Origin of the sequence: [Zimmermannella] faecalis ATCC 13722 (assembly GCF_000381765.1) — a bacterium.
Classification (GTDB): Bacteria; Actinomycetota; Actinomycetes; order Actinomycetales; family Microbacteriaceae; genus Gulosibacter; species Gulosibacter faecalis.
The window spans coordinates 85,605-108,566 of the sequence record NZ_KB907081.1 but is presented as its reverse complement, the minus strand read 5'-3'; the positions used below and the strand labels follow the sequence as shown (position 1 = coordinate 108,566).

The 22,962-nt window shown below is 68.7% G+C and carries 21 protein-coding genes; 11 read left to right on the top strand and 10 right to left on the bottom strand.

All coding sequences use genetic code 11. The features are described 5' to 3' along the window. Window positions 1-7: 7 nt before the first annotated feature. Together G328_RS0110450 and G328_RS0110445 are read right to left on the bottom strand one after the other, a co-directional pair. A complete protein-coding gene (locus G328_RS0110450; protein WP_019619303.1) occupies window positions 8-1,639 on the bottom strand; it encodes a solute symporter family protein in 1,632 nt (543 codons plus the stop codon). Continuing rightward, complete coding sequence (locus G328_RS0110445) at window positions 1,636-1,995, bottom strand: DUF485 domain-containing protein (protein WP_019619302.1); 360 nt, start codon at window positions 1,993-1,995, stop codon at window positions 1,636-1,638. The genes G328_RS0110450 and G328_RS0110445 overlap by 4 nt, the downstream gene beginning before the upstream one ends. Before the next feature lie 119 nt (window positions 1,996-2,114). Here G328_RS0110445 and G328_RS0110440 point away from each other — a divergent pair, with 119 nt between their 5' ends. The 5 genes from G328_RS0110440 (at window position 2,115) to G328_RS0110420 (ending at window position 7,380) form a co-directional block, all read left to right on the top strand. After that, the gene (locus G328_RS0110440) at window positions 2,115-2,987 is read left to right on the top strand and encodes a LuxR C-terminal-related transcriptional regulator (protein ID WP_019619301.1); all 873 of its coding nucleotides are present in this window, start codon (window positions 2,115-2,117) and stop codon (window positions 2,985-2,987) included. A gap of 98 nt (window positions 2,988-3,085) precedes the next feature. Next, complete coding sequence (locus tag G328_RS0110435) at window positions 3,086-3,724, top strand: GntR family transcriptional regulator (RefSeq protein ID WP_019619300.1); 639 nt, start codon at window positions 3,086-3,088, stop codon at window positions 3,722-3,724. 60 nt (window positions 3,725-3,784) lie between these two features. Continuing rightward, on the top strand, window positions 3,785-5,320 hold the full coding sequence (locus G328_RS0110430; protein ID WP_019619299.1) for an MmgE/PrpD family protein: 1,536 nt from the start codon (window positions 3,785-3,787) through the stop codon (window positions 5,318-5,320). Between the two features lie 33 nt (window positions 5,321-5,353). After that, window positions 5,354-6,253, top strand: a complete 900-nt coding sequence (gene prpB / locus G328_RS0110425) for a methylisocitrate lyase (protein ID WP_019619298.1) — start codon at window positions 5,354-5,356, stop codon at window positions 6,251-6,253. 17 nt (window positions 6,254-6,270) lie between these two features. After that, window positions 6,271-7,380 (top strand): bifunctional 2-methylcitrate synthase/citrate synthase, encoded by a 1,110-nt coding sequence (locus G328_RS0110420; RefSeq protein ID WP_019619297.1) that lies wholly within the window; start codon window positions 6,271-6,273, stop codon window positions 7,378-7,380. Window positions 7,381-7,458: 78 nt separating this feature from the next. On the opposite strand, the gene G328_RS0110415 is transcribed toward G328_RS0110420, so the two are convergent. Together G328_RS0110415 and G328_RS15970 are read right to left on the bottom strand one after the other, a co-directional pair. Further along, on the bottom strand, window positions 7,459-8,487 hold the full coding sequence (locus tag G328_RS0110415; RefSeq protein ID WP_019619296.1) for a TerC/Alx family metal homeostasis membrane protein: 1,029 nt from the start codon (window positions 8,485-8,487) through the stop codon (window positions 7,459-7,461). Between the two features lie 135 nt (window positions 8,488-8,622). Beyond that, window positions 8,623-9,210, bottom strand: a complete 588-nt coding sequence (locus tag G328_RS15970; RefSeq protein WP_019619295.1) for a histidine phosphatase family protein — start codon at window positions 9,208-9,210, stop codon at window positions 8,623-8,625. A gap of 39 nt (window positions 9,211-9,249) precedes the next feature. On the opposite strand from G328_RS15970, the gene ftsY reads away from it, so the two are divergent. Beyond that, window positions 9,250-10,131, top strand: coding sequence for a signal recognition particle-docking protein FtsY (gene ftsY, locus G328_RS0110405; RefSeq protein ID WP_026339810.1), 882 nt, complete (start codon window positions 9,250-9,252; stop codon window positions 10,129-10,131). A 37-nt stretch (window positions 10,132-10,168) separates the two neighbouring features. Here ftsY and G328_RS0110400 read toward each other — a convergent pair whose 3' ends face one another. Then, on the bottom strand, window positions 10,169-11,629 hold the full coding sequence (locus G328_RS0110400; protein ID WP_019619293.1) for an amino acid permease: 1,461 nt from the start codon (window positions 11,627-11,629) through the stop codon (window positions 10,169-10,171). Window positions 11,630-11,881: 252 nt separating this feature from the next. Between G328_RS0110400 and G328_RS15120 the strand changes: the two genes are divergently transcribed. Then, entirely contained in the window at window positions 11,882-13,147 is a 1,266-nt protein-coding gene (locus G328_RS15120) for a S1C family serine protease (protein WP_051082900.1), read from the top strand. A gap of 61 nt (window positions 13,148-13,208) precedes the next feature. Here the strand turns inward: G328_RS15120 and G328_RS0110390 are convergent, their stop codons facing one another. The 3 genes from G328_RS0110390 to G328_RS0110380 all read right to left on the bottom strand — a co-directional run bounded on the left by G328_RS0110390 (window position 13,209) and on the right by G328_RS0110380 (window position 16,818). Further along, on the bottom strand, window positions 13,209-14,594 hold the full coding sequence (locus G328_RS0110390) for a 2-hydroxycarboxylate transporter family protein (RefSeq protein WP_019619292.1): 1,386 nt from the start codon (window positions 14,592-14,594) through the stop codon (window positions 13,209-13,211). A 95-nt stretch (window positions 14,595-14,689) separates the two neighbouring features. Then, window positions 14,690-15,562 (bottom strand): hydroxymethylglutaryl-CoA lyase, encoded by an 873-nt coding sequence (locus G328_RS0110385; RefSeq protein ID WP_019619291.1) that lies wholly within the window; start codon window positions 15,560-15,562, stop codon window positions 14,690-14,692. Then, the gene (locus G328_RS0110380; protein ID WP_019619290.1) at window positions 15,559-16,818 is read right to left on the bottom strand and encodes a CaiB/BaiF CoA transferase family protein; all 1,260 of its coding nucleotides are present in this window, start codon (window positions 16,816-16,818) and stop codon (window positions 15,559-15,561) included. The genes G328_RS0110385 and G328_RS0110380 overlap by 4 nt, the downstream gene beginning before the upstream one ends. A 249-nt stretch (window positions 16,819-17,067) precedes the next feature. Here G328_RS0110380 and G328_RS0110375 point away from each other — a divergent pair, with 249 nt between their 5' ends. Both G328_RS0110375 and G328_RS0110370 read left to right on the top strand, forming a co-directional pair. Beyond that, entirely contained in the window at window positions 17,068-18,162 is a 1,095-nt protein-coding gene (locus G328_RS0110375) for an isocitrate/isopropylmalate dehydrogenase family protein (RefSeq protein WP_019619289.1), read from the top strand. Then, window positions 18,159-19,133, top strand: a complete 975-nt coding sequence (locus tag G328_RS0110370) for an NAD(P)-dependent oxidoreductase (RefSeq protein WP_019619288.1) — start codon at window positions 18,159-18,161, stop codon at window positions 19,131-19,133. Before G328_RS0110375 ends, G328_RS0110370 begins: the two co-directional genes overlap by 4 nt. Here G328_RS0110370 and G328_RS0110365 read toward each other — a convergent pair. Further along, window positions 19,130-19,783, bottom strand: coding sequence for an IclR family transcriptional regulator (locus tag G328_RS0110365; RefSeq protein ID WP_019619287.1), 654 nt, complete (start codon window positions 19,781-19,783; stop codon window positions 19,130-19,132). The two genes, G328_RS0110370 and G328_RS0110365, sit on opposite strands and share 4 nt — an antisense overlap. A gap of 3 nt (window positions 19,784-19,786) precedes the next feature. Then, window positions 19,787-20,341: a gamma carbonic anhydrase family protein gene (locus tag G328_RS0110360; protein WP_019619286.1), complete on the bottom strand. Its 555-nt coding sequence runs from the start codon at window positions 20,339-20,341 to the stop codon at window positions 19,787-19,789. A 54-nt stretch (window positions 20,342-20,395) separates the two neighbouring features. Here G328_RS0110360 and G328_RS0110355 point away from each other — a divergent pair, with 54 nt between their 5' ends. Both G328_RS0110355 and ffh read left to right on the top strand, forming a co-directional pair. Beyond that, on the top strand, window positions 20,396-21,304 hold the full coding sequence (locus G328_RS0110355) for a LysR family transcriptional regulator (protein WP_019619285.1): 909 nt from the start codon (window positions 20,396-20,398) through the stop codon (window positions 21,302-21,304). A 59-nt stretch (window positions 21,305-21,363) separates the two neighbouring features. Then, window positions 21,364-22,914: a signal recognition particle protein gene (ffh, locus tag G328_RS0110350; protein ID WP_019619284.1), complete on the top strand. Its 1,551-nt coding sequence runs from the start codon at window positions 21,364-21,366 to the stop codon at window positions 22,912-22,914. Window positions 22,915-22,962: the final 48 nt, after the last annotated feature.

Sequence of the window (22,962 nt, the reverse complement as noted above, 5' to 3'; positions counted from 1 at the left end):
TGCACGGCTAGTGGTGTACGGGCGGCTCCGCGCCGTGACCGGTGAGCGCCCGCACCTCCATCTCGGCCGCGAGGCGCACATCCTCTCGCTGCCGTGACGTGACCGAACCGAGCCAGCCGAGGAAGAACCCGAGCGGAATCGAGACGATGCCGGGGTTGTTCAGCGGGAACCACGCGAAGTCGACCCCGGCCCCGAGCAGCGATGTCTCGGCGCCCGAGACGACCTTCGAGAACGTGATGAGCACGAGCGCTGAGCCGAGCCCGCCGTACATGCTCCACACGGCCCCGCGGGTCGTGAACCCGCTCCAGTAGAGCGAGTAGAGGATCGTCGGGAGGTTGGCCGAGGCGGCGACGGCGAACGCGAGGGCGACGAGGAACGCGATGTTCTGCCCCTGCACGCCGATGCCGCCGACGATCGCGACGATGCCGAGCACGACCACGGTGATCTTGCCCACGCGCACCTCGTCGTGCTGCGATGCCTCGCCGCGCGTGATGACGTTGACGTAGATGTCGTGTGCGAACGAGGCCGCCGCCGTGATCGCGAGGCCCGCCACCACCGCGAGGATCGTCGCGAACGCGATCGCCGACACGACCCCGAGCAGCACGGGCCCGCCGAGCTCGAGCGCGAGCAGGGGAGCGGCGGAGTTGACGCCGCCCGGCGCCTCGGCGATGACGTCGGGGCCGACCATCGCGCCGGCGCCGTAGCCGAGCACGAGCGTGAACAGGTAGAACGCGCCGATGAGCCAGATCGCCCAGACGACCGACTTGCGCGCTTCCTTCGCGGTCGGCACGGTGTAGAAGCGCATGAGCACGTGCGGCAGCCCCGCGGTGCCGAGCACGAGCGCCATGCCGAGCGAGACGAAGTCGAGCGGGTTCGTGCCGTACTGCAGGCCGGGGCCGAGCACGGCCTCGCCGTTTGCCGACGCGGCGACGACCCGGTCGAAGAGCGCGTTGAGGCTGAAGCCGTTCAGCGCGAGCACCCAGATCGTCATGGCGAACGCCGCGCCGATGAGCAGCATCGCCTTGATGATCTGCACCCACGTCGTGCCCTTCATACCGCCGACGAGCACGTAGACGATCATGAGCACGCCGACGACCGCGATGACGATGCTCTGACCGATCGCGTCGTTGATGCCGAGCAGCAGCGAGACGAGCCCGCCCGCGCCGGCCATCTGTGCGAGCAGGTAGAACAGCGTCACGGCCAGCGTCGTGATCGCCGCCGCGGTGCGCACGGGGCGCTGCTTGAGGCGGAACGAGAGCACGTCGGCCATCGTGAACTTGCCGGTGTTGCGCATGAGCTCGGCGACGAGCAGCAGTGCGACGAGCCAGGCGACGAGGAACCCGATCGAGTAGAGGAAACCGTCGTAGCCGTTGATCGCGATCGCACCGCAGATGCCGAGGAACGACGCGGCCGAGAGGTAGTCACCCGAGATGGCGAAGCCGTTCTGGGTGCCCGAGAACGAGCGACCGCCGGCGTAGAAGTCGGCGGCGCTGCGCGAGTTGCGGCTCGCGCGAATGACGATGAACAGCGTGATGCCGACGAAGACGACGAAGATCGAGATGTTCAGCACAGGGTTGTTTTCGACCGTGGTGACGGTGTCGGCGAGCACGGTGCCGACCGAGGCGAAGAATTCGTTCACGAGCGGCTCCCGTCGTGCGCCTTCGACTCGAGGTCTTCGAGCTCGGCGCGGAGGTGTTCGGATTCGGGGTCGAGGTTGCGGTTCGCGAACCGCACGTACCAGGTCGTGATGCCGAAGGTCGTCACGAACTGGAGGAGCCCGAGGATCAGGCCCACGTTGACGTGGCCCCACACGGGCGTCGCCATGAAGTCGTGGGCGTACGCGCCGAGTAGCACGTAGGCGAAGTACCAGAGCAAAAAGAAGATCGCCATGGGGAACACGAACGATCGCTGTTTGCGTCGGTGTGACTGGAATTCTGCGGAGTTCTGCACGGCGACGTAGTCGACCGCGGGCTCCTCGTCGGATGGTCTGGGCACGGGGCCTCCTTCTCGTCCGCGTCCGCAACGCTGCGGCGGGCAGCGGCGCCACGTTGCGCCACTGTCGACCAAAGTTAGGGATTCGCTAGAGTGCCTACTACCTCCGAAAGTTGGTAGCGATGATGCAACGAAGCAGTGTCCTGTCCGAGTACGAGCTGCTCGAACGCAGCCTCGACGAACTGAAGCGCGACGGCGCGTTCCCGTTCGTGTTCGGTGGCATGGCGAGCGACGAGGGCGTGCAGGTGACGGCGCTGCGAGGGCAGATCACGGGCACGATGGCCGGCCTGCACGTTCGCACGACCCGCGGTCTCGGCGGGCGCGTGATCGCCGAACGGCGGCCGAAGCTCACGACGCACTACGGCCGGTCGCGAGCGATCACGCACGACTACGACCGGGCGGTGCTCGGCGAGGGCGTGCGGTCGCTGATTGCGGTGCCAATCGAGGTCGAGGGCGCGATGCGCGGCGTCATTTACGGGGCGAGCCGAACGGATGCGCCACTCGGCCCGGTCGTGCTCGGGTCGGCCGAGCGCACGGCCGCCGAACTCGCCCGGCGGCTGCGGGCGCGAGACCAGGTCGTGCGGGCGCGCGAGCGGGCCGCCGACGCTGCCCGCGTGACGATGCGCGCCGCGGCGCCGATCACGGCGACACAGCTCGAACTGCTGCGCTCGAGCTACGCCGAGCTGCGCGCGATCAGCGCCGACGTCGGCGACGACGCCCTGCGGCTGCGCCTCGAGGCGCTCGAGCGGCGCCTGGTTGGCATCGCGCATCCCGAGCTCGACGCGCCCCGCGCGGCGCGGGGGCCGCTCTCGCCGCGCGAACTCGACGTGCTCGGGTACGTCGCGCTCGGTTGGCGCAACGCCGAGATCGGTGCCGAGCTCGGGCTGACGGAGTCGACCGTGAAGAGCTATCTCGGGTCGGTGCTTCGCAAGCTCGGGGAGCACTCGCGCGCCGCCGCGGTCGCTGCCGCGCGCCGGGAGGGGCTGCTGCCGTAGCGCCGGGCATGGCCCGGTTGTGTATACGTTACTCAGGTTCTGAGGCTGGTAGTTCGCGTAATGGCGCGTTAATGTATGCATAACTACGAGGAGGTCAGATGCGCGCGAGCGAACGAGCGTACGCAACACTGCGCGACGAGATCCTCGACGGCGTGCTCGAGCCCGGCACCCAGCTCGCCGAGGTCGAGCAGTCGACCCGGCTCGGGGTGAGCCGCACTCCGGTGCGCGCCGCGTTCACGCGCCTCACCGCCGACGGCCTCGTGCGGGCACAGTCGCCGCGCGTGCTCGTCGTGACCGACCTCTCGGCCGAGCGCATCCGCGAGGTGTACGAGCTGCGGCAGGCGCTCGAGGCGACGGCCGCGTCGCTCGCCGCCCGCCGGCGCGACGAGGCACCGTTCGCCGAGCTCCGCGAGCGGCTCGCCGCGGCACCCCAGCAGCTCGAGGCGGGGGAGTCGGGCGTTGCCCGCTACTTCGAGGTGGTTGACGACCTTGACGCGGCCATCTCGGCCGCCGTCGCAAACCCCTACCTCGAGGCCGCGCTGTCGAGCGCCCGCCTGCACTCGGCACGCGTGCGCCGCATTGCGCGCCACGACCCCGATCGGCTGCGCGAGGCCGCCGCCGAACACCTCCTCGTCGTCGACGCGATCCTCGCGGGCGACGCCGAGCTCGCGACGCACGCGACCCACGTTCACCTCAGCCGCAGCCTGCGCAACGCGCTCGCGCGCATCGACACCTGACCCCGCGTCTCCGCCACCGAGTATCCAACCCTGCTGACCCGCCCCGCCGAAAGGACCACCGTGCACGACCACGAAGTTCGCACCTACCGCTCCGACGAACAGCTCGCCCGCGAAGACCAGCTCGCGTGGAAGCTCGCCGCGCTCGCGGCCGACCCCGTCGAGGTCGACGACGACGTCACCGAGATGGTCATCAACCGCGTCATCGACAACGCCTCGGTCGCGGCCGCGTCGCTCAACCGTGCCCCGATCATCGCCGCCCGCGGGCAGGCAACCGCCCACCCCGTGTCGCGCGGCGGCGAGGGCGCCACAGTCTTCGGCCTCGCCACCGACGAGCGCACGAGCCCCGAGTGGGCCGCCTGGGCGAACGGCGTCGCCGTGCGCGAGCTCGACTTTCACGACACGTTCCTCGCCGCCGAGTACTCGCACCCGGGCGACAACATCCCGCCGATCCTCGCGGTCGCGCAGCACCGCGCGGCCGCGAACGGCGTGACGGGCCGCGACCTCGTGCGCGGCATCGCGACCGGATACGAGGTGCAGGTCGACCTCGTGAAGGGCATCTCGCTGCACAAGCACAAGATCGACCACGTCGCCCACCTGGGCCCGTCGGCCGCCGCCGGCATCGGCACGCTGCTCGGCCTCGACCCGGAAACGATCTTCCAGGCGATCGGGCAGGCGCTGCACACCACCACCGCGACCCGCCAGTCGCGCAAGGGTGAGATCTCGACGTGGAAGGCGCACGCACCCGCGTTCGCCGGCAAGATGGCCGTCGAGGCCGTCGACCGGGCGATGCGCGGCCAGACGAGCCCGACGCCGATCTACGAGGGCGAAGACGGCGTTATCGCCTGGCTGCTCGACGGCCCCGAGGGCCGCTACACCGTGCCGCTGCCCGGCGCCGGCGAGGCGAAGCGGGCGATTCTCGACACGTACACGAAGGAGCACTCGGCCGAGTACCAGGCGCAGGCGTGGATCGACCTCGCGCGGAAGCTCCACGGCGCGTATCCCGAGCTCGTGTCGAACCCCGAGCTCGTCGAGTCGATCGAGATTCAAACCTCGCACCACACCCACTACGTCATCGGCTCGGGCGCGAACGACCCGCAGAAGTACGACCCGACGGCGTCGCGCGAGACGCTCGACCACTCGATCCCGTACATCTTCACCGTCGCGCTGCAAGACGGCGCGTGGCACCACGTCGACTCGTACGCGCCCGAGCGCGCCGCGCGACCCGACACCGTCGCGCTCTGGCAGAAGGTCACGACCGTCGAGGATGCGGAGTGGACGCGCCGCTACCACTCGCTCGACATCGCCGAGAAGGCGTTCGGCGGGGCCGTCGTCATTCGCCTCACCGACGGGCGTGAGATTCGCGACGAGATCGCCGTCGCCGACGCGCATCCGCTCGGGGCCCGCCCGTTCGCGCGCGACCAGTACGTTGCGAAGTTCCGCACGCTCGCCGAGGGCGTGCTCGAAGCCGCCGAGATCGAGCGATTCCTTGACGTCGCGCAGCGCCTGCCCGAACTCGCGCCCGACGAGCTCGGCCAGCTCACGATCGTCGCCGCGCCGGGCACGCTCACCGCGAGCCCCATCGCCGGCCTGTTCTAGCCGGCCCGTTCCGACGTTTCTCTAGGAGGAGCAATGTTCTACAGCACCACGACCGTCGCCGACAAGCGCGCGCGGCTGCGCGAACGGCTCGCCTCGGGGGAGCTCCTGCGGTTCCCCGGCGCGTTCAACCCGCTCTCGGCGCGGATGATCGAGCGCAAGGGCTTCGACGGCGTCTACATCTCGGGCGCCGTGCTCGCCGCCGACCTCGGGCTGCCCGACATCGGCCTCACGACCCTGAGCGAGGTCGCCAGTCGCGGCCGACAGATCGCCCGCGTCACCGACCTGCCCGCCATCATCGACGCCGACACCGGCTTCGGCGAGCCGATGAACGTCGCCCGCACGATTCAGGAGCTCGAAGACGCGGGCCTCGGCGGCGCCCACATCGAAGACCAGGTCAACCCGAAGCGGTGCGGCCACCTCGACGGCAAGCAGGTCGTCGATGACGACACCGCGATCAAGCGCATCCGGGCCGCCGTCGACGCCCGGCGCGACCCGAACTTCCTCATCATGGCGCGCACCGACATTCGTGCCGCCGAGGGGCTCGACGCCGCGCTCGACCGCGCGAAGGCACTCGTCGACGCGGGCGCCGACGCGATCTTCCCCGAGGCGATGCGCACGCTCGACGAGTTCGCCGCGATGCGGGCCGCCGTCGACGTGCCACTGCTCGCGAACATGACCGAGTTCGGCAAGAGCGAGCTGTTCTCTGTCGACCAGCTGCGCGACGTCGGCATGAACCTCGTGATCTGGCCCGTGTCGATGCTTCGCATCTCGATGGGCGCAACCGAGCGCGCGCTCGACGAGCTCACCGCGTCGGGGCACCTGCGCGACAAGCTCGACGAGATGCAGCACCGCGCCGACCTGTACGACCTGCTCGACTACGAGGCGTATAACCGATTCGACACCTCGGTGTTCAACTTTCGGGTTGAGCGCTGACTGCAAAGGAGCATTCGATGGAATCGAAGGAAATCTATAAGGGGCTCGCGGGCGTGCCCGTCGACTACACGGCCGTCTCCAGCGTGAATCCCGAGTCGAACTCGCTGCTCTACCGCGGGTATCCCGTGCAGGAACTCGCCGAGCGCTGCAGCTACGAGCAGGTCGCGCTGCTGCTGTGGAACGGGGAGCTGCCGACCGACGACGAGACGGCCGAGTTTGCGCGGTTCGAACGCGAACACCGGGCGCTCGAACCGCAGCTGAAGTCGCTGATCGACACGCTGCCGACCTCGGCGCATCCCATGGATGTTGTGCGCACGGCGGTGTCGGTCATCGGCGCGTCTGACGAGACGACCGAGGACAACTCGGCCGAGGCGAACCTCGTGAAGGCGAAGCGACTGTTCGCACAGCTGCCGGCCGTCGTCGCGTACGACCAGCGCCGTCGCCACGGGCAGGAGGTCGTCACGCCGCGCGACGACCTCGACTACTCGCAGAACTTCCTCTGGATGGCGTTCGGCGAGGAAGCCGCGCCCGAGGTGGTCGACGCGTTCCGCGTGTCGATGGTGCTCTACGCGGAGCACTCCTTCAATGCCTCGACGTTCACGGCGCGGGTCATCGCGTCGACGACCGCCGACCTCTACAGCGCAGTTACGGGCGCGGTCGGCGCGCTCAAAGGCGCGCTGCACGGCGGCGCGAACGAGGCGGTCATGCACACGTTCGCCGAGATCGGCTCGGCCGAGAACGTCGTGCCGTGGCTCGACGACGCGCTCGCGAACAAGAAGAAGATCATGGGCTTCGGCCACCGCGTCTACAAGCACGGCGACTCGCGCGTGCCGACGATGCAGGCGGCGATGGAACGGATGATCGCGCACGTCGGTCGCGAGGACATGCTCGAGCTGTATCGCACGCTCGCCGACGAGTTCCTCGAGCGCAAGGGGATCTACCCGAACCTCGACTACCCGGCCGGCCCGACGTACCACCTCATGGGCTTCGACACCCCGACCTTCACGCCGCTGTTCGTCGCGGCGCGGGTGACGGGCTGGACGGCGCACGTGCTTGAACAGAACGCGAACAACGCCCTGATTCGCCCGCTCTCGGTGTACAACGGCCCCGAAGAACGCCACCTCTAATTCCCCGCAGTTGAGTGGTCGAAAGTTGCTGTTGTGCGGCCGCACAACAGCAACTTTCGACCACTCAACTGCGAGGTTCTAGTTGGAGGAGGAGGTTTCGTCGGCCGACGCTTCTACCGCGGGGGCGTCGTCGTCGGAGGAGTTGTACTTCGAGTAGATGAGCGACGCGATGATCGCGATGAGCAGCACGCCGAAGATGTAGACGAGCGAGAACCACGTCGGAATCTCGGGCACCCAGAGAATCGGCTCGCCGCCGTTAATGAACGGCACCTCGTTCACGTGCATCGCGTGGAACACGAGCTTCACGCCGATGAAGGTGAGGATGAACGCGAGGCCGAGGTCGAGGTACTTCAGGCGTGAGAGCAGGCCGTCGAGCAGGAAGTAGAGCTGGCGCAGGCCGAGCAGTGCGAGCGCGTTCGCCATGAACACGAGGTACGGCTCCTGCGTGATGCCGAAGATCGCGGGAATCGAGTCGAGCGCGAACAGCAGGTCGGTGAAGCCGAGCGCGACGACGACGATGACGAGCGGCGTGAAGACCTTTTTGCCGTTCTCAACGATCGTCCACTTGTCGTCGTTGTAGTGGTCCGACGCCGGCACGAATCGCTTGACGTGGCGCACCCAACCGGGCATTTCGGGGTCGGAGTCGTCGAACGAGTCGATGAACTGCTTGACGCCGATGTAGAGCAGCCACGCGCCGAAGAGGTAGAACACCCAGGCCCACGCGTCGAGCACCCACGCGCCGGCGATGATGAAGACGGTGCGGAGCACGAGCGCGATCGCGATGCCGATGAGCAGCACCTTTTGCTGCGCGAGCTTCGGCACCTTGAAGCTCATCATGATGAGCAGGAAGACGAAGAGGTTATCGACGCTCAACGCCTTCTCGGTGAAGTAACCGGTGATGAAGTCACCCGCGTGTGCCCAGTCCCACTGCCACGCGACGAGGAACATGAAGCCGAACGAGAGCACGATGTAGAAGACCGACCAGAAGCCGGCCTCCTTCATCGACGGCACGTGCGCGTGCCGAACGTGCGAGTAGAAGTCGAAGAAGAAGAATCCAACAATGACGGCGATGCTGATCGCCCAGATCCAGAAATCGACGTGATTCACTGTGCCTCCAGAAGGTTCGCGGAACGTTCTGAAGGTCTCTTCCGCTGCCGTGGCAGCCGACGCTCCCGGGAGAAACTCCGTGTTTCAGCCGTGATGACGAGAACGCCGAGGAGGAATACTCCCCTTCACATCGCCCTAGGCTACACGGTGTGCGTGAGGTCGGGTGACACCGGGTACCCGTTTGCGACGACGACGCGGAATCCGCGCTTCGCGGTCGGGTCGGTTTCGATCACCGTGAGCGCGAGGTTGCTGATCGCGGGGGGCGGCCACTCGCAGCAGGTCGTTCAGCAGCAGTCGCACGACCGTGCCGTGCGTGACGATGAGCGCATCCGCCTCGGCCTCGCTCGTGACGCGGTCGAGCGCGCGGTAGGTGCGCTCGAGCACGGTCTCGACGGGCTCGACCGACGGATGGTCGGCGAGGCGGCGCGAGCCGTCGGGCAGGAACACGGTGGCGCCCTCGAGCTCGCCGAAGTGGCGTTCGATGATGTCGGGCAGCGGGGTCGGTTCGCCGAGCCCGGTCACGCGGCCGATCTCCTGCGCCGTGCGGGTCGTGCGGCGAAGCGGCGACGCGTAGAGCGCGCCCCACGGCTGCCCCTCGAGCAGCACGGCGTTGCGTCGTGCCTGGTCGAGACCGGTGTCGTTGAGCGGAATGTCACTCGTGCCCTGAAAGAGCGCTTCTTTGTTCCAGTCGGTTTCGCCGTGTCTGATCAGCCCAATTCGCATGGCCTCCAGCCTAGAGGCCGCTCCCGTAGGCTAGGCACCATGGCGGAACGCAGATCCTGGTCACTCGGTAGCGCCCTGCGGGGCATGTTTACACGCGCGACGATCGATGAGACGACGTGGGAAGACCTCGAGGATGCGCTGCTCACGGCCGACTTCGGCCCGACGATCACCGACGAGGTGGTCGAGGCGCTGCGCGACCAGGTGGCGCACCACCAGACGACCGACCCGCGCGACCTGCGCCGCATGCTCAGCGAGATCATCGAGGAGCGGCTCGCGAAGTTCGATACAACCCTCAACCTTTCGGCGCGCCCCGCGGTGACGCTCATGGTCGGTGTGAACGGCGTCGGCAAGACGACGACGATCGGCAAGTTCGCCCGATTCCTGCGCAACTTCAACCGCACGGTGGTCGTGGGTGCGGCCGACACGTTCCGTGCGGCCGCCGTCGAGCAGCTCGACACGTGGGCGATGCGGGCGGATGTGCGCATCGTGCGGCCGCAGCAGTACGGGCAAGACCCGGCGTCGGTCGCGTATCAGACCGTCGAGGTCGCGATGCGCGAGGGCATCGAAATGGTGATCATCGACACCGCCGGCCGGCTGCAGACAAAGTCGGGCCTCATGGATGAGCTCGGCAAGGTGCACCGCGTCGTCGAGAAGCTCACGCCCGTGAGCGAGGTGCTGCTCGTGCTTGACGCGACGACCGGGCAAAACGGCGTGCAGCAGGCCGAGGCGTTCATCGAGTACGCCGGGGTGACGGGCCTCGTCGTCACGAAGCTCGACGGTTCGGCGAAGGGCGGGTTCGTGCTCGCCGTGCAGGAGCGCACGGGCCTGCCGATCAAGCTCATCGGCACGGGCGAGGGCATCAACGACCTCACCGGTTTCACGCCGCACGTGTTCGCCGAGCAGCTGCTCGCCGACGCGTAGCGCGCCGGCGAGCTGCCGCGGGGCGGTTCGACCGAGGCTACGCCTCGCGCTCGATCGCCTCGGTGATCGGCTTGCCGTACTGGCCCGACTTCTTGAGGTTGCGGCGCACGAACGGCCACACGACGACGAGCACGGCGACCGAGACGAGGCTCGTGCCCACCTGCACCTGCGTCGAGGGGCCGCTCACGAGCATGATCACGACAATGCCGACGACGGCCGCGACGGTCGCGTACGCGAGCCACGGGTGCAGCCACATCTTCAGTTGGAGGCCAGCGCGCTCCTCGGCGCTCATCTTGTTCCGCAGGCGCACCTGCGTGAGCGCGATGAACGCGTAGACGAACAGGGCGACGAGGCCCGACGAGTTCATGATGAAGTCGAAGATGCCGCTGTCGGGGAACAGGAAGCTCACGAGCACCGCGACGAAGCCGCCAAGGGTCGACGCGATGACCGCGACGACGGGCACGCCGTTCTTCGCCTTACGGGCCACGAGCTTCGGCGCGAAGCCACGCTCGGCGATCGAGGCGAACATCCGCGAGGCCGAGTAGATGCCCGAGTTGAGCACCGAGCAGACGGCGGTGAGGATCACGGCGGTCATGAACAGGTCGGCGCCCGGGATGCCGTAGCGCGAGAACAGGAACGCGAACGGGCCCTGCTGGTCGGGGTCGGGCAGGCCGTTCCACGGCACGATCGAGACGATGAGGAACACCGAGCCGACGTAGAAGAGCAGGATGCGCCACACGATCGTGTTCGTTGCCTGCCGCACGCCGCGCACGGGGTCTTCGGACTCGGCCGCCGCCATGACGGCGATCTCGGTGCCGAAGTACGAGAAGATCACGATCGCGACGCCCGAGATGATCGGCCAGACGCCGTTCGGGGCGAAGCCACCGACGTCCCAGAGGTGGCTGATGCCCGGGGTCGAGTTCGGCCAGATGCCGAAGATGAACAGGGCGCCGAGGGCGATGAAGACGATGATCGCGGCGACCTTGACGCTCGCGAGCCAGAACTCGACCTCGCCGAACGAGCGCAGCGACACGAGGTTCGTCGCGATGAACACGACGAGCAGCGCAATCGCGAACACCCACGACGGCACGGCGTTGAACCAGCCGTGCAGAATCGCGCCGCCGATGACGGCCTCGTAGGCGACGACGCCGACCCAGAAGTACCAGTAGAGCCAGCCGACGAGGTAGCCGGCCCACTCGCCGAGGCCCGAGCGGGCGTACTCCATGAACGAGCCGATCGTGGGCCGCGCGGTCGCCATCTCGCCGAGCATCCGCATCGCGAGCATGACGAGTAGGCCGCCGATCGCGTACGAGAATAGGGCGGCAGGGCCGACCTGCGAGATGACGTTGGCCGAGCCGACGAACAGGCTCGAGCCGATGATGCCGCCGAGCGTGATCATCGTCACGTGGCGGTTGCGGAGCTTCTTCGACGGCGCGGCGTCGGTGCCGGCCGCCCCGTCGGTGACGGGGATGCTCGCGGTTGAGGGTGATGAGGTCATATGCATTCCGGGAGTCGGCGCAGGTGTGCGCTTGGTCAGGGATCCCCGATGCGTGGCGTCCCGGAATGCGCGACGGGGTCGTGCGGCCTCAGGGGCACCCCGCCATTGGGAACAGTTGGCGGCGGTGCGCTGGGCGCGTCGTCGGCGAGGAGAGTCTAGTCACGCGCGGGCTGCGCCGCCAAGAAGGGGCGCATAGCGCGCTCATAGGTTCGTCATCGGCGGGCCATGATCGCCGCTGGTGAAGTTGCCGCCATGAACACCACCGCCACCACACCGGCCGATACGCGTACGCCCGCAGGCAAGTTCCGCCGCGGTGTCCTCGTCGTCGGCATCTCTCTCGGTCTCGTCACGGCCGCCGCACTCGGCGGCGTCGCGGCGGGCAGCGCGATGACCCAGTCCGCGCATCCCTCGAGCCTCGCGGCCGAGCAGTCGCAGCAGTCGCAGGCCCAGCAGCGCGGGCTCGACGATGTGCTCGCGCCGTTCACCAACTTCTGGGGCGACGGCTCGACCGAGCAGCCCGGTGGTTCCGAGCAGCCGGGTGGTTCCGGCCAGCCAGGCGGCACGGGAACGACCGGTACGAGCACCGACGCCGTCGAATCGACCGCCGACGAGTCGACCGGGGTCGTGCTCATCGAGACGTCGCTCGGTTACCAGGGTTCGGCCGCGGCGGGCACCGGCATCGTGCTCACCGCCGACGGCACGGTGCTTACGAACAATCACGTCGTCGAGGGCTCGACGAGAATCTCGGTGACGACCGCCGACGGCGCGACCTATGACGCGACCGTCGTCGGCACCGACTCGACTGAAGACGTCGCGGTGCTGCAGCTCGAGGGCGCCTCGAACCTCGAGACGGCGACGATCGACGATGACGACGACCCCGCGATCGGCGACGAGGTGACGGCCGTCGGCAACGCGAACGGTGGTGGCGTGCTCATGAGCGCGAGTGGCGAGGTCACCGACCTGGATGCGACGGTCACGGCCTCGAGCATGGCTGGCTCGGGCGACAGTGAGACGCTGTCGGGCATGATCGAGTTCGACGCCGACGTCGTGTCGGGCGACTCGGGCGGCGCCGTGATCGACGACGAGGGCGAGGTCGTCGGCATGACGACGATCGCCTCGACGGGCGGCACGAACATCATCGGCTACGCAATCGACATCGACACCGCGCTCGACGTGGCGCAGCAGATCATCGACGGCGTCGAGACCGACACGAACACGCTCGGCACGCCGGCGTTCCTCGGCATCGCGATCGGCGAGTCGCAGCAGGGGGCGCCGAGCAGCGCGACGGGCGGGGTTCCCGTCGCCGGCGTCTACGAAAGCACCCCCGCGGCCGAGCTCGGGCTCGCGGCCGGCGACACGATCACGGCCGTCGACGGCATCGCAGTCGGTAGTGCGTCGGAGCTCCAGGCGCTCATCGCCGAGTACGAGCCCGGCACCGAGATCACGGTCACCTGGACCACGTCCTCGGGCACCGAGCAGTCGGGCACGGCAACCCTCATCGCGGGGCCGGCCGACTAGGTCGCACAACGACGGCGCGGGGCGGGGATGCGCATCCCCACCCCGCGCCGTCGTGTGCGCGTCAGATCGCGAGCAGTGGCACGAGCAGCGACGTGACGAAGAGCACGAGCGTGCCACCGATGCGGTTCGTGATCGCGGCGAACGGCATGAGGTGCATTCGCTCCGACGCGCTGAGCACCGAAACGTCACCTGAACCGCCCGTGTCAGCCATGACGAGACCGGGCGTGATCGCGATCTCGATGAAGTTGAAGCGCACGAGCCAGCCGATGATGCCCGAGCTGAGCCCGGCAACGATGACGCAGAGCAGCACGAGCAGCAGGAACGCCGGGTTCGTGAGCGACTGGAGCACTTCGGCGATGTCGATGTACGTCATCGAGACGGCGACGAGGAGCGCGGGCACGAAGTAGGTCGTGAGCAGGTCGCCCCACTCCGACGACGCCTCCTCGAGCTCCTCGGGCAGCAGGCCGAAGAGCTTTACGGCCGCGGCGGCGAGCACGGTCCACGCGTACGCGTGCAGGAACGGCAGGTAGTAGTTGAGCACGGTGCCGAGCACGAACAGCGCGCCGGCGATGAGCAGCCCCTTGCCGAGCGAGTTGAACGTCGACGCCGTCTTCTTCTTCGGCATCTTCAGCTCGGCGTGGGTGCCCTTCGTGCGCAGCAGTTCGCCCTCGCCGTTGAACCCGATGAACCACTGCTTGCGGGCCTTGCCGATGCCGTTGAGCAGGCCGGCGAAGAGGATGCAGAAGATGTTCGCGACGACGACGGCCGAGATGAGGTCGCCCATGAAGAAGCCCGACTCCTGCCCCGTGTGCTGCGCGTACATCTCTGACATGGGCACGGCGCCGAGGCCGAGGCCGCCGGCCATGACCGGCGCGGCGACGAACAGGATTCCGTCGATGAAGCCGTAGCCGGTCAGGGCGCCGACCGCGCCGATGACGAGGAAGGTAACGGCGAGGCAGCCGACGAGCGGAATCGCGAAGCGCGGGCCCGCCTTCACGAGCAGCGCACGCGGCATGCCGAGCACCGTGCCGGCGATCACCGCGACAACGAAGAAGTCGAGAAAGCCCTGGCCGTCAAGGAACGTTGACGCGACATCCGAGATGTTCACCGGCAGCACGCCGGCGAACATCAGGATCGCGGGCACGAACGTGCACAGGATCGTCGGCAGGCCGTAGTCGCGAATCACGGGCACCCAGTTGCCGATCCACATCAGCAGCCCGCCGAAGGCGAGCGTCACGGCGAACCCGACGAGCATCGAGCTCGGCAGGATGCCGATGACGCCCGCGAACGTGATCAGCGCCGCAATGACGAGGAAGTAGCTGATCGGCATATCGCCGATGCGGTTGAGATTGGAGCGCTGAAACCAGTTCGGCCGCTCGCGGGTCAGGATCGCCTGGGTCTCCGGGCCGGTGTTCGTGCCATACCGGATGCTCGAGGTTTTCGACATCGTTGTCTCGATTCTGTGTGGTATCGGCATCTTCGCCGACGGTTGGGGTTGAGGAAAGCGGATGCGGGAAAAGGGACGTGGGAGAGCGAGCGTGACTAGGCGCTGGCGGGCGCCGGGATCGGCGTGCCCTCGGCCACCGCGCGGCGAGCGGCGCTCGCGGCGTCGGCGAGGCGCGCCTCGCCGATGCCGGTGGTGAACCCGTTCGCGTGGAGCGCGGCGACGATCGATTCGGTCGCGAGGTTCCCGTGGGCGCCGGGTGCGAAGGGGCAGCCGCCGTAGCCGGCGAGTGCGCCGTCGAACCGGTCGATGCCCTCGCGGGCCGCCGCGATAACGGTGTCGAGCGCCTGCCCGTTCGCGTTGTGCAGGTGGAGCGACAGCGCCGCGCCGGGATGTGCCTCGCGCACCGCATCCACACTCGCGAGCACCTGTGCGGTCGAGGCCGTGCCGAGCGTGTCGGCGAGCCCGATCGTCGTGACGCCCATCTCGAGCAGCGCGCCGACGATGCGCTCGAGCCGATCGGGCGTAATGGCGCCCTCGAACGGGCACTCAAACGCCGTGGAGACCCCGGCGACGAACTCGGCTTCGGGATGGCGCCGCACCGAGCCCGCGAGGCCGCTGAGTGCATCCGCGATCGAGCGCCCGGCATTCGCCGCGCTGTGGGCCTCGCTCGCCGACACGACGAGCTCGACCTGGGTGCGGCCCGCGGCGACGGCACGGTCGACGCCGCGGTCGTTGAGCACGAGGGCGGCGTAGGTGGCTCCACGCTCGGGAAGCTGCGCGACGAGGTCGTCGGCATCGGCGAGCTGCGGCACGCGGCGGGGGTGCACGAACGACGTCACCTCGATGCGCGGCACGCCCGCCGCGATGAGGGCGCGGGCGATCTCGAGCTTCGTCGCCGTCGGCACGACGACCGCCTCGTCTTGCAACCCGTCGCGCAGGTAGACGTCGGTGACCTCGACGTGGCTCATGCGCGCTGCTCCTCGCGGTCGCCGGCGAGCGCCGCGATGTCGTCGTCGGAGTAGCCGAGGGGCGCGAGCACCTCGCGCGAGTGGGCGCCGAGGTCGGGGCCGAGCCACTGCGTTCGGCCCTCGTGGCCGGGGAGCTTCGGCACGATGCCCGGGAACCGGATGGGCTCGGCCGCGCCGTCGATCATGACCTCGTGCGTCTCGACCATGCCGCGCTCGCGGTAGTGCGGGTCGTCGGCGATGCTCGGCGCGTCGTAGACGGGGCCAGCGGGCACACCGGCTGCGTCGAGGGCGGCCTGCGCCTCGGCGAGCGAGTGTGCGAGGGTCCACTCGCGAATCGCGTCGTTGAGTTCCTCCTCGCGGGCGGTGCGACCCTGTGCCGACACGAGCGAGTCGTCATCGGCGAGGTCGTCGCGACCGATTGCGCGCATGAGGCGCGAGAAGACCGAGGCCGAGTTGCCGCCGATCACGATCTCGAGATCGTCGCGGCACGGATACGCGCCCATCGGCACGACGCCGGGGAGCGTGCCGCCGCTGCGGCGTCGCACGAGGCCGTACGCATCGAAATCGGGCACGAGCGAGTCGAGCAGGCTGAAGATGCCCTCGTACAGGCCGATGTCGACAACGGCCGGCGTCGTCGCGTGGTCGCCGCGCGCTTTTTGGAGCAGCAGCATGAGTGCGCCGAGCGCGCCGTAGAGGCCCGCGACCGTGTCGCCCATGCTCGCGGCCGATCGCGCGGCCGGGCGATCGGGCTCGCCAGTGAGGAATCGAAGTCCGCCAAACGACTCGGCGGCGCTGCCGAAGCCCGCGCGCTCGCGGTAGGGGCCGGTCTGCCCATAGCCCGAGATCCGCACGAGCACGAGGTCGGGGTTGAGTTCGTGAAGTACGTCGGGCCCGAGCCCCCACTTCTCGATCGTGCCGGGGCGGAAGTTCTCGATGACGACGTCGACGGTCGCCGCGAGACGCCGGGCCGCCTCGCGGCCGTCGTCGGTGCGCAGGTCGAGCACGACCGACTTCTTGTTTCGGCCGAGCGTGCGAAAGAGCATCGAGGTCTCGCCGCGGGGCTTGCGCCAGTCGCGGAGCTCATCGCCGGTGCCGGGCTTTTCGATCTTGATGACTTCGGCGCCGAAGTCGGCGAAGAGTCGCGATGCGAACGGCGCGGCGATGAAGTTGCCGAGTTCGAGCACGCGAATACCGGCGAGCGGCATGGTCTCGGTGGGGTGCACGGGTGCCTCCGGGGGGTCGTCGTGGTCGACCACGTCGGTGTGATCGATGCGCCAAGACTCGGGGAGTTCCCATTCTTAGGTCAATTGGTGGGAGCAAATATCCCACCCCGTGAGAAATATGGTGCGAATTCGGTGATGGGAGCTGCTGGCCTCCCGGCTGCGGGGATACGCTCATCCCACCTGTCAGCAATGGATTCCCGAACACTGGGAACGTGGGTGACGGTGTGCTCCGGCCCGCCGGCACACTCACGCAGGAACGCAACGGTGCGAAAGAGAGAACCCATGAACGACTACGAGATCGCGGTGATTCCCGGAGACGGCATCGGCGTCGAGGTGATCGACGCGGCGCTCGAGGTGCTCCACGAGTGCGAGCGCCGCTACGGACTCACGCTCGGCACGACCTTCTACGACTTCAGCGCCGACCTCTACCAGCGTACGGGCCGCAAGATCACGACGGCCGACCTGGACGAGATTGGCAAGCTCGACGCCGTGCTCTTCGGCGCGATGGGGCTGCCCGACGTTCGGAGCCCCGAGGGCCTGGAGTTCGGCGCGCAGATCGACATGCGACACCACTACGGCCTGTTCGCGAGCCTGCGGCCCGTGCGCCGCTTCGACGGCGTTGAGGTGCCGGTCAAGGCCGAGCACATCGACATGCTCGTGATTCGCGAGACGACCGAGGGGATGTTCGCGGGGCTCGCCGACCAGCACGAGCCGAGCGACGAGGTCGCAAGCGACCGCATGACCATCACGCGCGCGAACTGCGAACGGCTCTTCGACGTCGCATTCACGCAGGCCCGCGCCCGCAAGCAGCGCGGTACGCCGGGCCACGTCACGTTGCTGCACAAGTCGAACGCGCTGCGCAGCAACGTGCTCATGGAGCGCGTGTTCGACGAGGTCGCCGCCCGCCACCCCGACATCGGCAGCGCGAAGTACTACATCGACGCCGGCTCGATGTACCTCGTCACCGACCCGGCCCGGTATGACGTGGTCGTCACCGAGAACATCTTTGGCGACATCGTCTCGGAGGTCGCCGCCGGCCTCGTCGGCGGGCTCGGCACCGCGCCCTCGGCCGACGTCAGCCTGGAGCGCGGCGTGTTCCAGCCGTCGCACGGCAGCGCCCCCGACATCGCCGGCCAGGGTGTCGCGAATCCCCTCGCGATGATTCTCTCGGCCGCGATGATGCTCGAGTGGCTCGGCGAACGCTACGGCGACCCCCGCGCTGCCCGCGTCGCGTCGCACATCCAGGCCGCGGTCGAGGCCGCCCTCGCCGAGGGGCCGCTGCCGCGCGACCTCGGCGGCACAGCCGGCACCCGCGAGGTAGTCGACGCCGTGCTGACCGCCCTGCCCGCGGCCGAATCGACCGAGGTGCTCGCATGACCGTCAAGGTGCTCTACCTCAACCCGCTGCCCGACTACGTCGAGGGGATGCGCGCCGCGGCGCCCGACGACGTCGAACTCACGATCCTGCCTCTCGACGCCGACCGGAGCATCCTGCTCGACGCCGCGGCCGAGGCCGACTTCATCGTGTCGGGTATCGAGGTGCCCGAGGAGGTGTTTCGCGCGGCGAAGCGGGCGAAGTTCATTCAGTACCTGAGCTCGGGATACGGGCAGCTGCCAAAGACGACGCTCGATGAGCTCGGCGTGCCGGTCGCCCAGATGAAGACCCACTCGATCTCGGTCGCCGAGCACGCCGTGACGCTCATGCTGACGCTGCTGCGGCGCATCCCCACCACCATGCCCCTCATGCACGAGCGCAAGTGGCGGCCCGACCTTGACGAGACTTCGTACGCCGAGCTCTACCAAAAGACGGTCGGCATCGTCGGGTTCGGCAACATCGGCCGCTGGGTCGGCAAGATCGTGCGGCACGGGTTCGACGCCGACGTCGTGTACTACGACCACGCCGAGATTCCGCTCACGGTGGCGGAACTCGTCGGGGCTCGCCCCGTCGAACTCGACGAGCTCATGCGCACCGCCGACATTGTCTGCGTCAACGTGCCCTACTCGCCGGAGGCGCGAGGCCTCATCGGTGCGGACGAACTCGCGCTCATGAAACCGAGCGCCCTCATCATCAACGTCGGTCGCGGCGAGATCATCGACGAGGCCGTGCTCACCGAGTGCCTCCGCGAGGGTCGAATCGGGGGAGCGGGGCTCGATGTCTTCGAGCACGAACCGCTCGACCCCGCGAGCGAGCTGCTGCGCCTCGACAACGTGGTGTGCACGCCGCACATGGCCGGAGTCGGGTGGGAGAACGTGCAGCGACGCATCGCGACCGTCTGGCAGAACATCGACACCGTGCGGCGAGGCGGCACCCCGCGCGGCGTCATTACCGACGTGAAGCGGGCGCCCTAGCGGTCGACCTCATCGCGATCAAACACCCTTGATAGTTCGGCGGCGCACTCGATGAGTGCGTCGCCGAACTGTTCGCCAGGGGTCGACTCGAGCCGAGCAATCGGCAGGGCGAGGCAGAGGGCACCGAGCACCTCGCCTTCGACGTACACGGGCGCGCTCACCGACGACAGCCCGGGCGTGCGGGCGCCGATCGACTCGACCCAGCCGTGCGCCTTGAGGGACTTCTGCCCCTCGGCACTCGCGCCGAGGATCGCGCCGGCTGACCCATCGGGGAGCCGCAGTCGCGAGAGCTCAGGCAGGGTCGCCCGCAGTTCGTGGCGGCTCTCGACACTCGTGACGCACACCCGATACGAGCCCTGCCGCACCCAGAGCTGCAGCGTCTCGCCGGTTTCGTCCCGCAGCTTCGTGAGCAGGGGGCGGGCCGCCTCACCGATCGTCGCCTTATTGAATCGCCGGCCGAGCAGGTACTTGCCCTCGGGGGTGCGGCGCAAAAAGCCGAGTTCGACCATGTCGGTCGCGAGCCGGTGCGTCGCCGAAACCGACACCTCGATGCGCCGCGCGATCTCACTCGCCGTGCGCGGCGCATCCTCGACCGCGTCGAGAATCGCGGCGGCCCGAACGAGGCTTCGATTCAGTGCGGGTTCGGCCATCGCCTACTCGAACCAGCAGGTGTCGAGTGCGAGCGCCTCGGGGAGCGTCGGCTGTGCTTTCGAGAGCGCGACGTAGCCGCCGGCGTGGGGGATAAACGCCGCCGACTCCTCCTCGGTGAGCTCGCGGCGCACCTTCGCCGGCACACCGGCGGCGAGTGCGCGGTCGCCGATCTCGAAGCCCTCGAGCACAACCGCACCCGCGGCGATGAGCGAGCCCCGGCCGATCACCGAGTGGCTGAGCAGCGAGGCGCGCATGCCGACGAGCGTGCCGTCGCCGACCGTCGTGCCGTGGAGCATCGCCGCGTGGCCGACCGTGACGTCGTCGCCGAGCGTGCAGGGCGCATCCGCGTCGACGTGCACGACCGTGCCGTCTTGCAGGTTCGAGCGCGCGCCGATGCGAATCGGGCCTGAGTCGCCGCGCAGCACACAGCCGTAGAACACGCTCGAATCGGGGCCGATCTCGACGTCGCCGATGATTGTCGCGTTCGGCGCGATCCAGGCCGAGCGGTGGATGCGCGGGCTGACGCCGCGGAAGGGGAGCAGCAGTGGTCCGTTCATGCCGATAGCCTAAATCGCCCGCCTGCGGCCACACTGAGGCGATACCGTACTTCTGTGACCCGTCTCGACCTTGACTCGCTCGAGCTGTTCGTTCGCGTCGTCGAACTCGGCAGCATCAACGCCGCAGCTGCCGCCGCCGACCGCTCGCAGCAGGCGGTGTCGGAACGGATGCGCAAGCTCGAGCACGAGCTCGGCCTCGACCTGCTTGAGCGCGGCGCCCGCGGCTCGCAGGCGACCGAGACCGGGCAGATCGTCGCCGAGTGGACCGCCGACCTGCTGAGCGCCACCGACCGCTTTCACGAGCGCCTCGCGTCGCTGCAGGCCGACCGACGCAGCAACCTGCGCGTCGCCGCTTCCCAGACCATCGCCGGCTACCTCGTGCCGCTCTGGCTGCGCGAGCTGCAGCAGCGCGGCGCCGACACGAGCCCCCACGTGCTCGCCGTGAATTCGGTCGAGGTGATCCGCCAGGTGCACGCGGGGCTTGCCGCAATCGGTTTCATCGAGTCGCTCGACGAACCGAGCGACCTGCGCAAGCTCGTCGTCGGCCACGACGAGCTCGTCGTCGTCGTCGCGCCCGGCCACGAGTGGGCGTCGCGCGACTTCATCACGGCGGCCGAGCTTGCCGCGATGCCGCTCGTCGTGCGCGAGACCGGCTCGGGCACCCGGCAGGTGCTCGAGGAGCTCCTGCGGCAGCAGCATCCGCACTTGCGGGTCGCCGACCCGGCCGCCGAGTTCTCGGCGATCACGTCGGTGCGTAGCGCCGTCACGGCCGGCATTGCACCGGCCGTCATGAGCGCGCTCACGGTCGCCGACGATCTCGCGACCGGCCGCCTGCGGCGGGTCGACGTCGCCGACCTCGAGCTGCACCGTCCACTCACCGCGATCTGGCGAGACGAGCCCGCGCTTTCCGAGGCCGCCGAGGCGCTCATCCGCGTCGCTGCCGCCGGCCCGCAGACGCCCTAACGCTCCGCCCGTCGCCGACCGGATACGCCCGGCCGATTGCCGGTAGAATGGCCGACACTATGGCCTTGTTCGGGAACCTTTCAGACCGCCTCGTCGACGCGCTCAGCAACCTGCGCTCGAAGGGCAAGCTCACCCCCGCCGATGTTGACGGCACCGTTCGCGAGATTCGCCGCGCCCTCCTCGAGGCCGACGTCGCGCTGCCGGTGGTGAAGGAGTTCGCCGCACACGTGCGCGAGCGCGCGCTCGGCGACGAGGTGAACCGCGCCCTCAACCCCGCCCAGCAGGTCGTGCAGATCGTCAACGAGGAGCTCGTGCGCATCCTCGGCGGCGGCGAGGCCCGCAAGCTGCAGTTCGCGAAGCGCCCGCCGACCGTGATCATGCTCGTCGGCCTGCAGGGTGCCGGTAAGACGACCCTCGCGGGCAAGCTCGCGAAGTGGCTCGTCGGCCAGAAGCACTCGCCGATGCTCGTCGCGGCCGACCTCCAGCGCCCGAACGCGGTGCAGCAGCTGCAGATCGTCGGCGACCAGGCGGGCGTGCCGGTGTTCGCGCCTGAGCGCGGCAACGGTGCGGGCGACCCCGTGCGCGTCGCCCGCGAGTCGATTCGCCTCGCGAACGAGAAGCTCCACGACGTCGTCGTCATCGACACCGCGGGTCGCCTCGGTGTCGACGAGACGCTTATGCAGCAGGCCCGCGACATTAAGGCCGCGACGAACCCCGACGAGGTGCTGTTCGTCATCGACTCGATGATCGGTCAAGACGCCGTCGCGACCGCGCGGGCGTTCCAAGAGGGCGTCGACTTCTCGGGTGTCGTGCTCACGAAGCTCGACGGTGACGCGCGCGGTGGCGCCGCGCTCTCGGTCGCCGAGACCACCGGCCGCCCGATCATGTTCGCCTCGACCGGTGAGCGCCTTGACGACTTCGAGCTGTTCCACCCCGACCGCATGGCGAGCCGCATCCTCAACATGGGTGACGTGCTCTCGCTCATCGAGCAGGCGCAGAAGGCGTTCGACGAGCAGGAGGCCCGCGAGGCCGCCGAGAAGCTCGCCGCGAACGAGTTCACGCTCGACGACTTCCTCAAGCAGATGCAGCAGCTGCGTCGCGCAGGCAACTTCAAGAAGATGATCGGCATGATGCCGGGCGTCACGAAAGAGATGCGGCAGCAGCTCGACGACTTCGACGAGTCGAGCATGGTGCGCATCGAGGCGATCATTCAGTCGATGACGCCGCTCGAGCGCAAGACGCCGAAGGTGCTCAACGGTTCGCGCCGCTCGCGCATCGCGCGCGGTTCGGGCACCACGGTCAGTGAGGTCAACGACCTCATGAAGCGCTTCGAGCAGTCGTCGAAGATGATGCGCCAGGTCGCGCGCGGCGGCATGCCGTCGATGCCCGGCATGCCTTCGTCAGGCGGCGGACGTGCAACCGCCGCGAAGCAGGCGAAGAAGAACGCGAAGAAGGGCAAGAAGTTCTCGGGGAACCCCGCGAAGCGCGGCATCGAGGCGCCGACGCAGAGCGCACCCACGGGCTCGTCGTTCGGCGGCGGAGCCCTCGGCGGCGCCGGCCAGCCGAGCCCCGAAGAGCTCGAGAAGCTGCAGAAGTACCTGCGCAAGTAGGTAGGTTTGGGCGCGGCTGGCGGCTATGCCGGCCGCGCGCTTCCGTGC

Bases quoted from the DNA above. Each gene is read 5' to 3' on its own strand.
- G328_RS0110440 (WP_019619301.1), top strand. From the start codon at position 2,115: ATGATGCAACGAAGCAGTGTCCTGTCCGAGTACGAGCTGCTCGAACGC.
- G328_RS15120 (WP_051082900.1), top strand. From the start codon at position 11,882: ATGAACACCACCGCCACCACACCGGCCGATACGCGTACGCCCGCAGGC.
- ffh (WP_019619284.1), top strand. From the start codon at position 21,364: ATGGCCTTGTTCGGGAACCTTTCAGACCGCCTCGTCGACGCGCTCAGC.
- G328_RS0110385 (WP_019619291.1), bottom strand. From the start codon at position 15,562: ATGAGCCACGTCGAGGTCACCGACGTCTACCTGCGCGACGGGTTGCAA.
- G328_RS0110360 (WP_019619286.1), bottom strand. From the start codon at position 20,341: ATGAACGGACCACTGCTGCTCCCCTTCCGCGGCGTCAGCCCGCGCATC.
- G328_RS0110365 (WP_019619287.1), bottom strand. From the start codon at position 19,783: ATGGCCGAACCCGCACTGAATCGAAGCCTCGTTCGGGCCGCCGCGATT.
- G328_RS0110435 (WP_019619300.1), top strand. From the start codon at position 3,086: ATGCGCGCGAGCGAACGAGCGTACGCAACACTGCGCGACGAGATCCTC.
- G328_RS0110400 (WP_019619293.1), bottom strand. From the start codon at position 11,629: ATGACCTCATCACCCTCAACCGCGAGCATCCCCGTCACCGACGGGGCG.
- G328_RS0110390 (WP_019619292.1), bottom strand. From the start codon at position 14,594: ATGTCGAAAACCTCGAGCATCCGGTATGGCACGAACACCGGCCCGGAG.
- G328_RS0110420 (WP_019619297.1), top strand. From the start codon at position 6,271: ATGGAATCGAAGGAAATCTATAAGGGGCTCGCGGGCGTGCCCGTCGAC.
- prpB (WP_019619298.1), top strand. From the start codon at position 5,354: ATGTTCTACAGCACCACGACCGTCGCCGACAAGCGCGCGCGGCTGCGC.
- G328_RS0110370 (WP_019619288.1), top strand. From the start codon at position 18,159: ATGACCGTCAAGGTGCTCTACCTCAACCCGCTGCCCGACTACGTCGAG.
- ftsY (WP_026339810.1), top strand. From the start codon at position 9,250: ATGGCGGAACGCAGATCCTGGTCACTCGGTAGCGCCCTGCGGGGCATG.
- G328_RS0110375 (WP_019619289.1), top strand. From the start codon at position 17,068: ATGAACGACTACGAGATCGCGGTGATTCCCGGAGACGGCATCGGCGTC.
- G328_RS15970 (WP_019619295.1), bottom strand. From the start codon at position 9,210: ATGCGAATTGGGCTGATCAGACACGGCGAAACCGACTGGAACAAAGAA.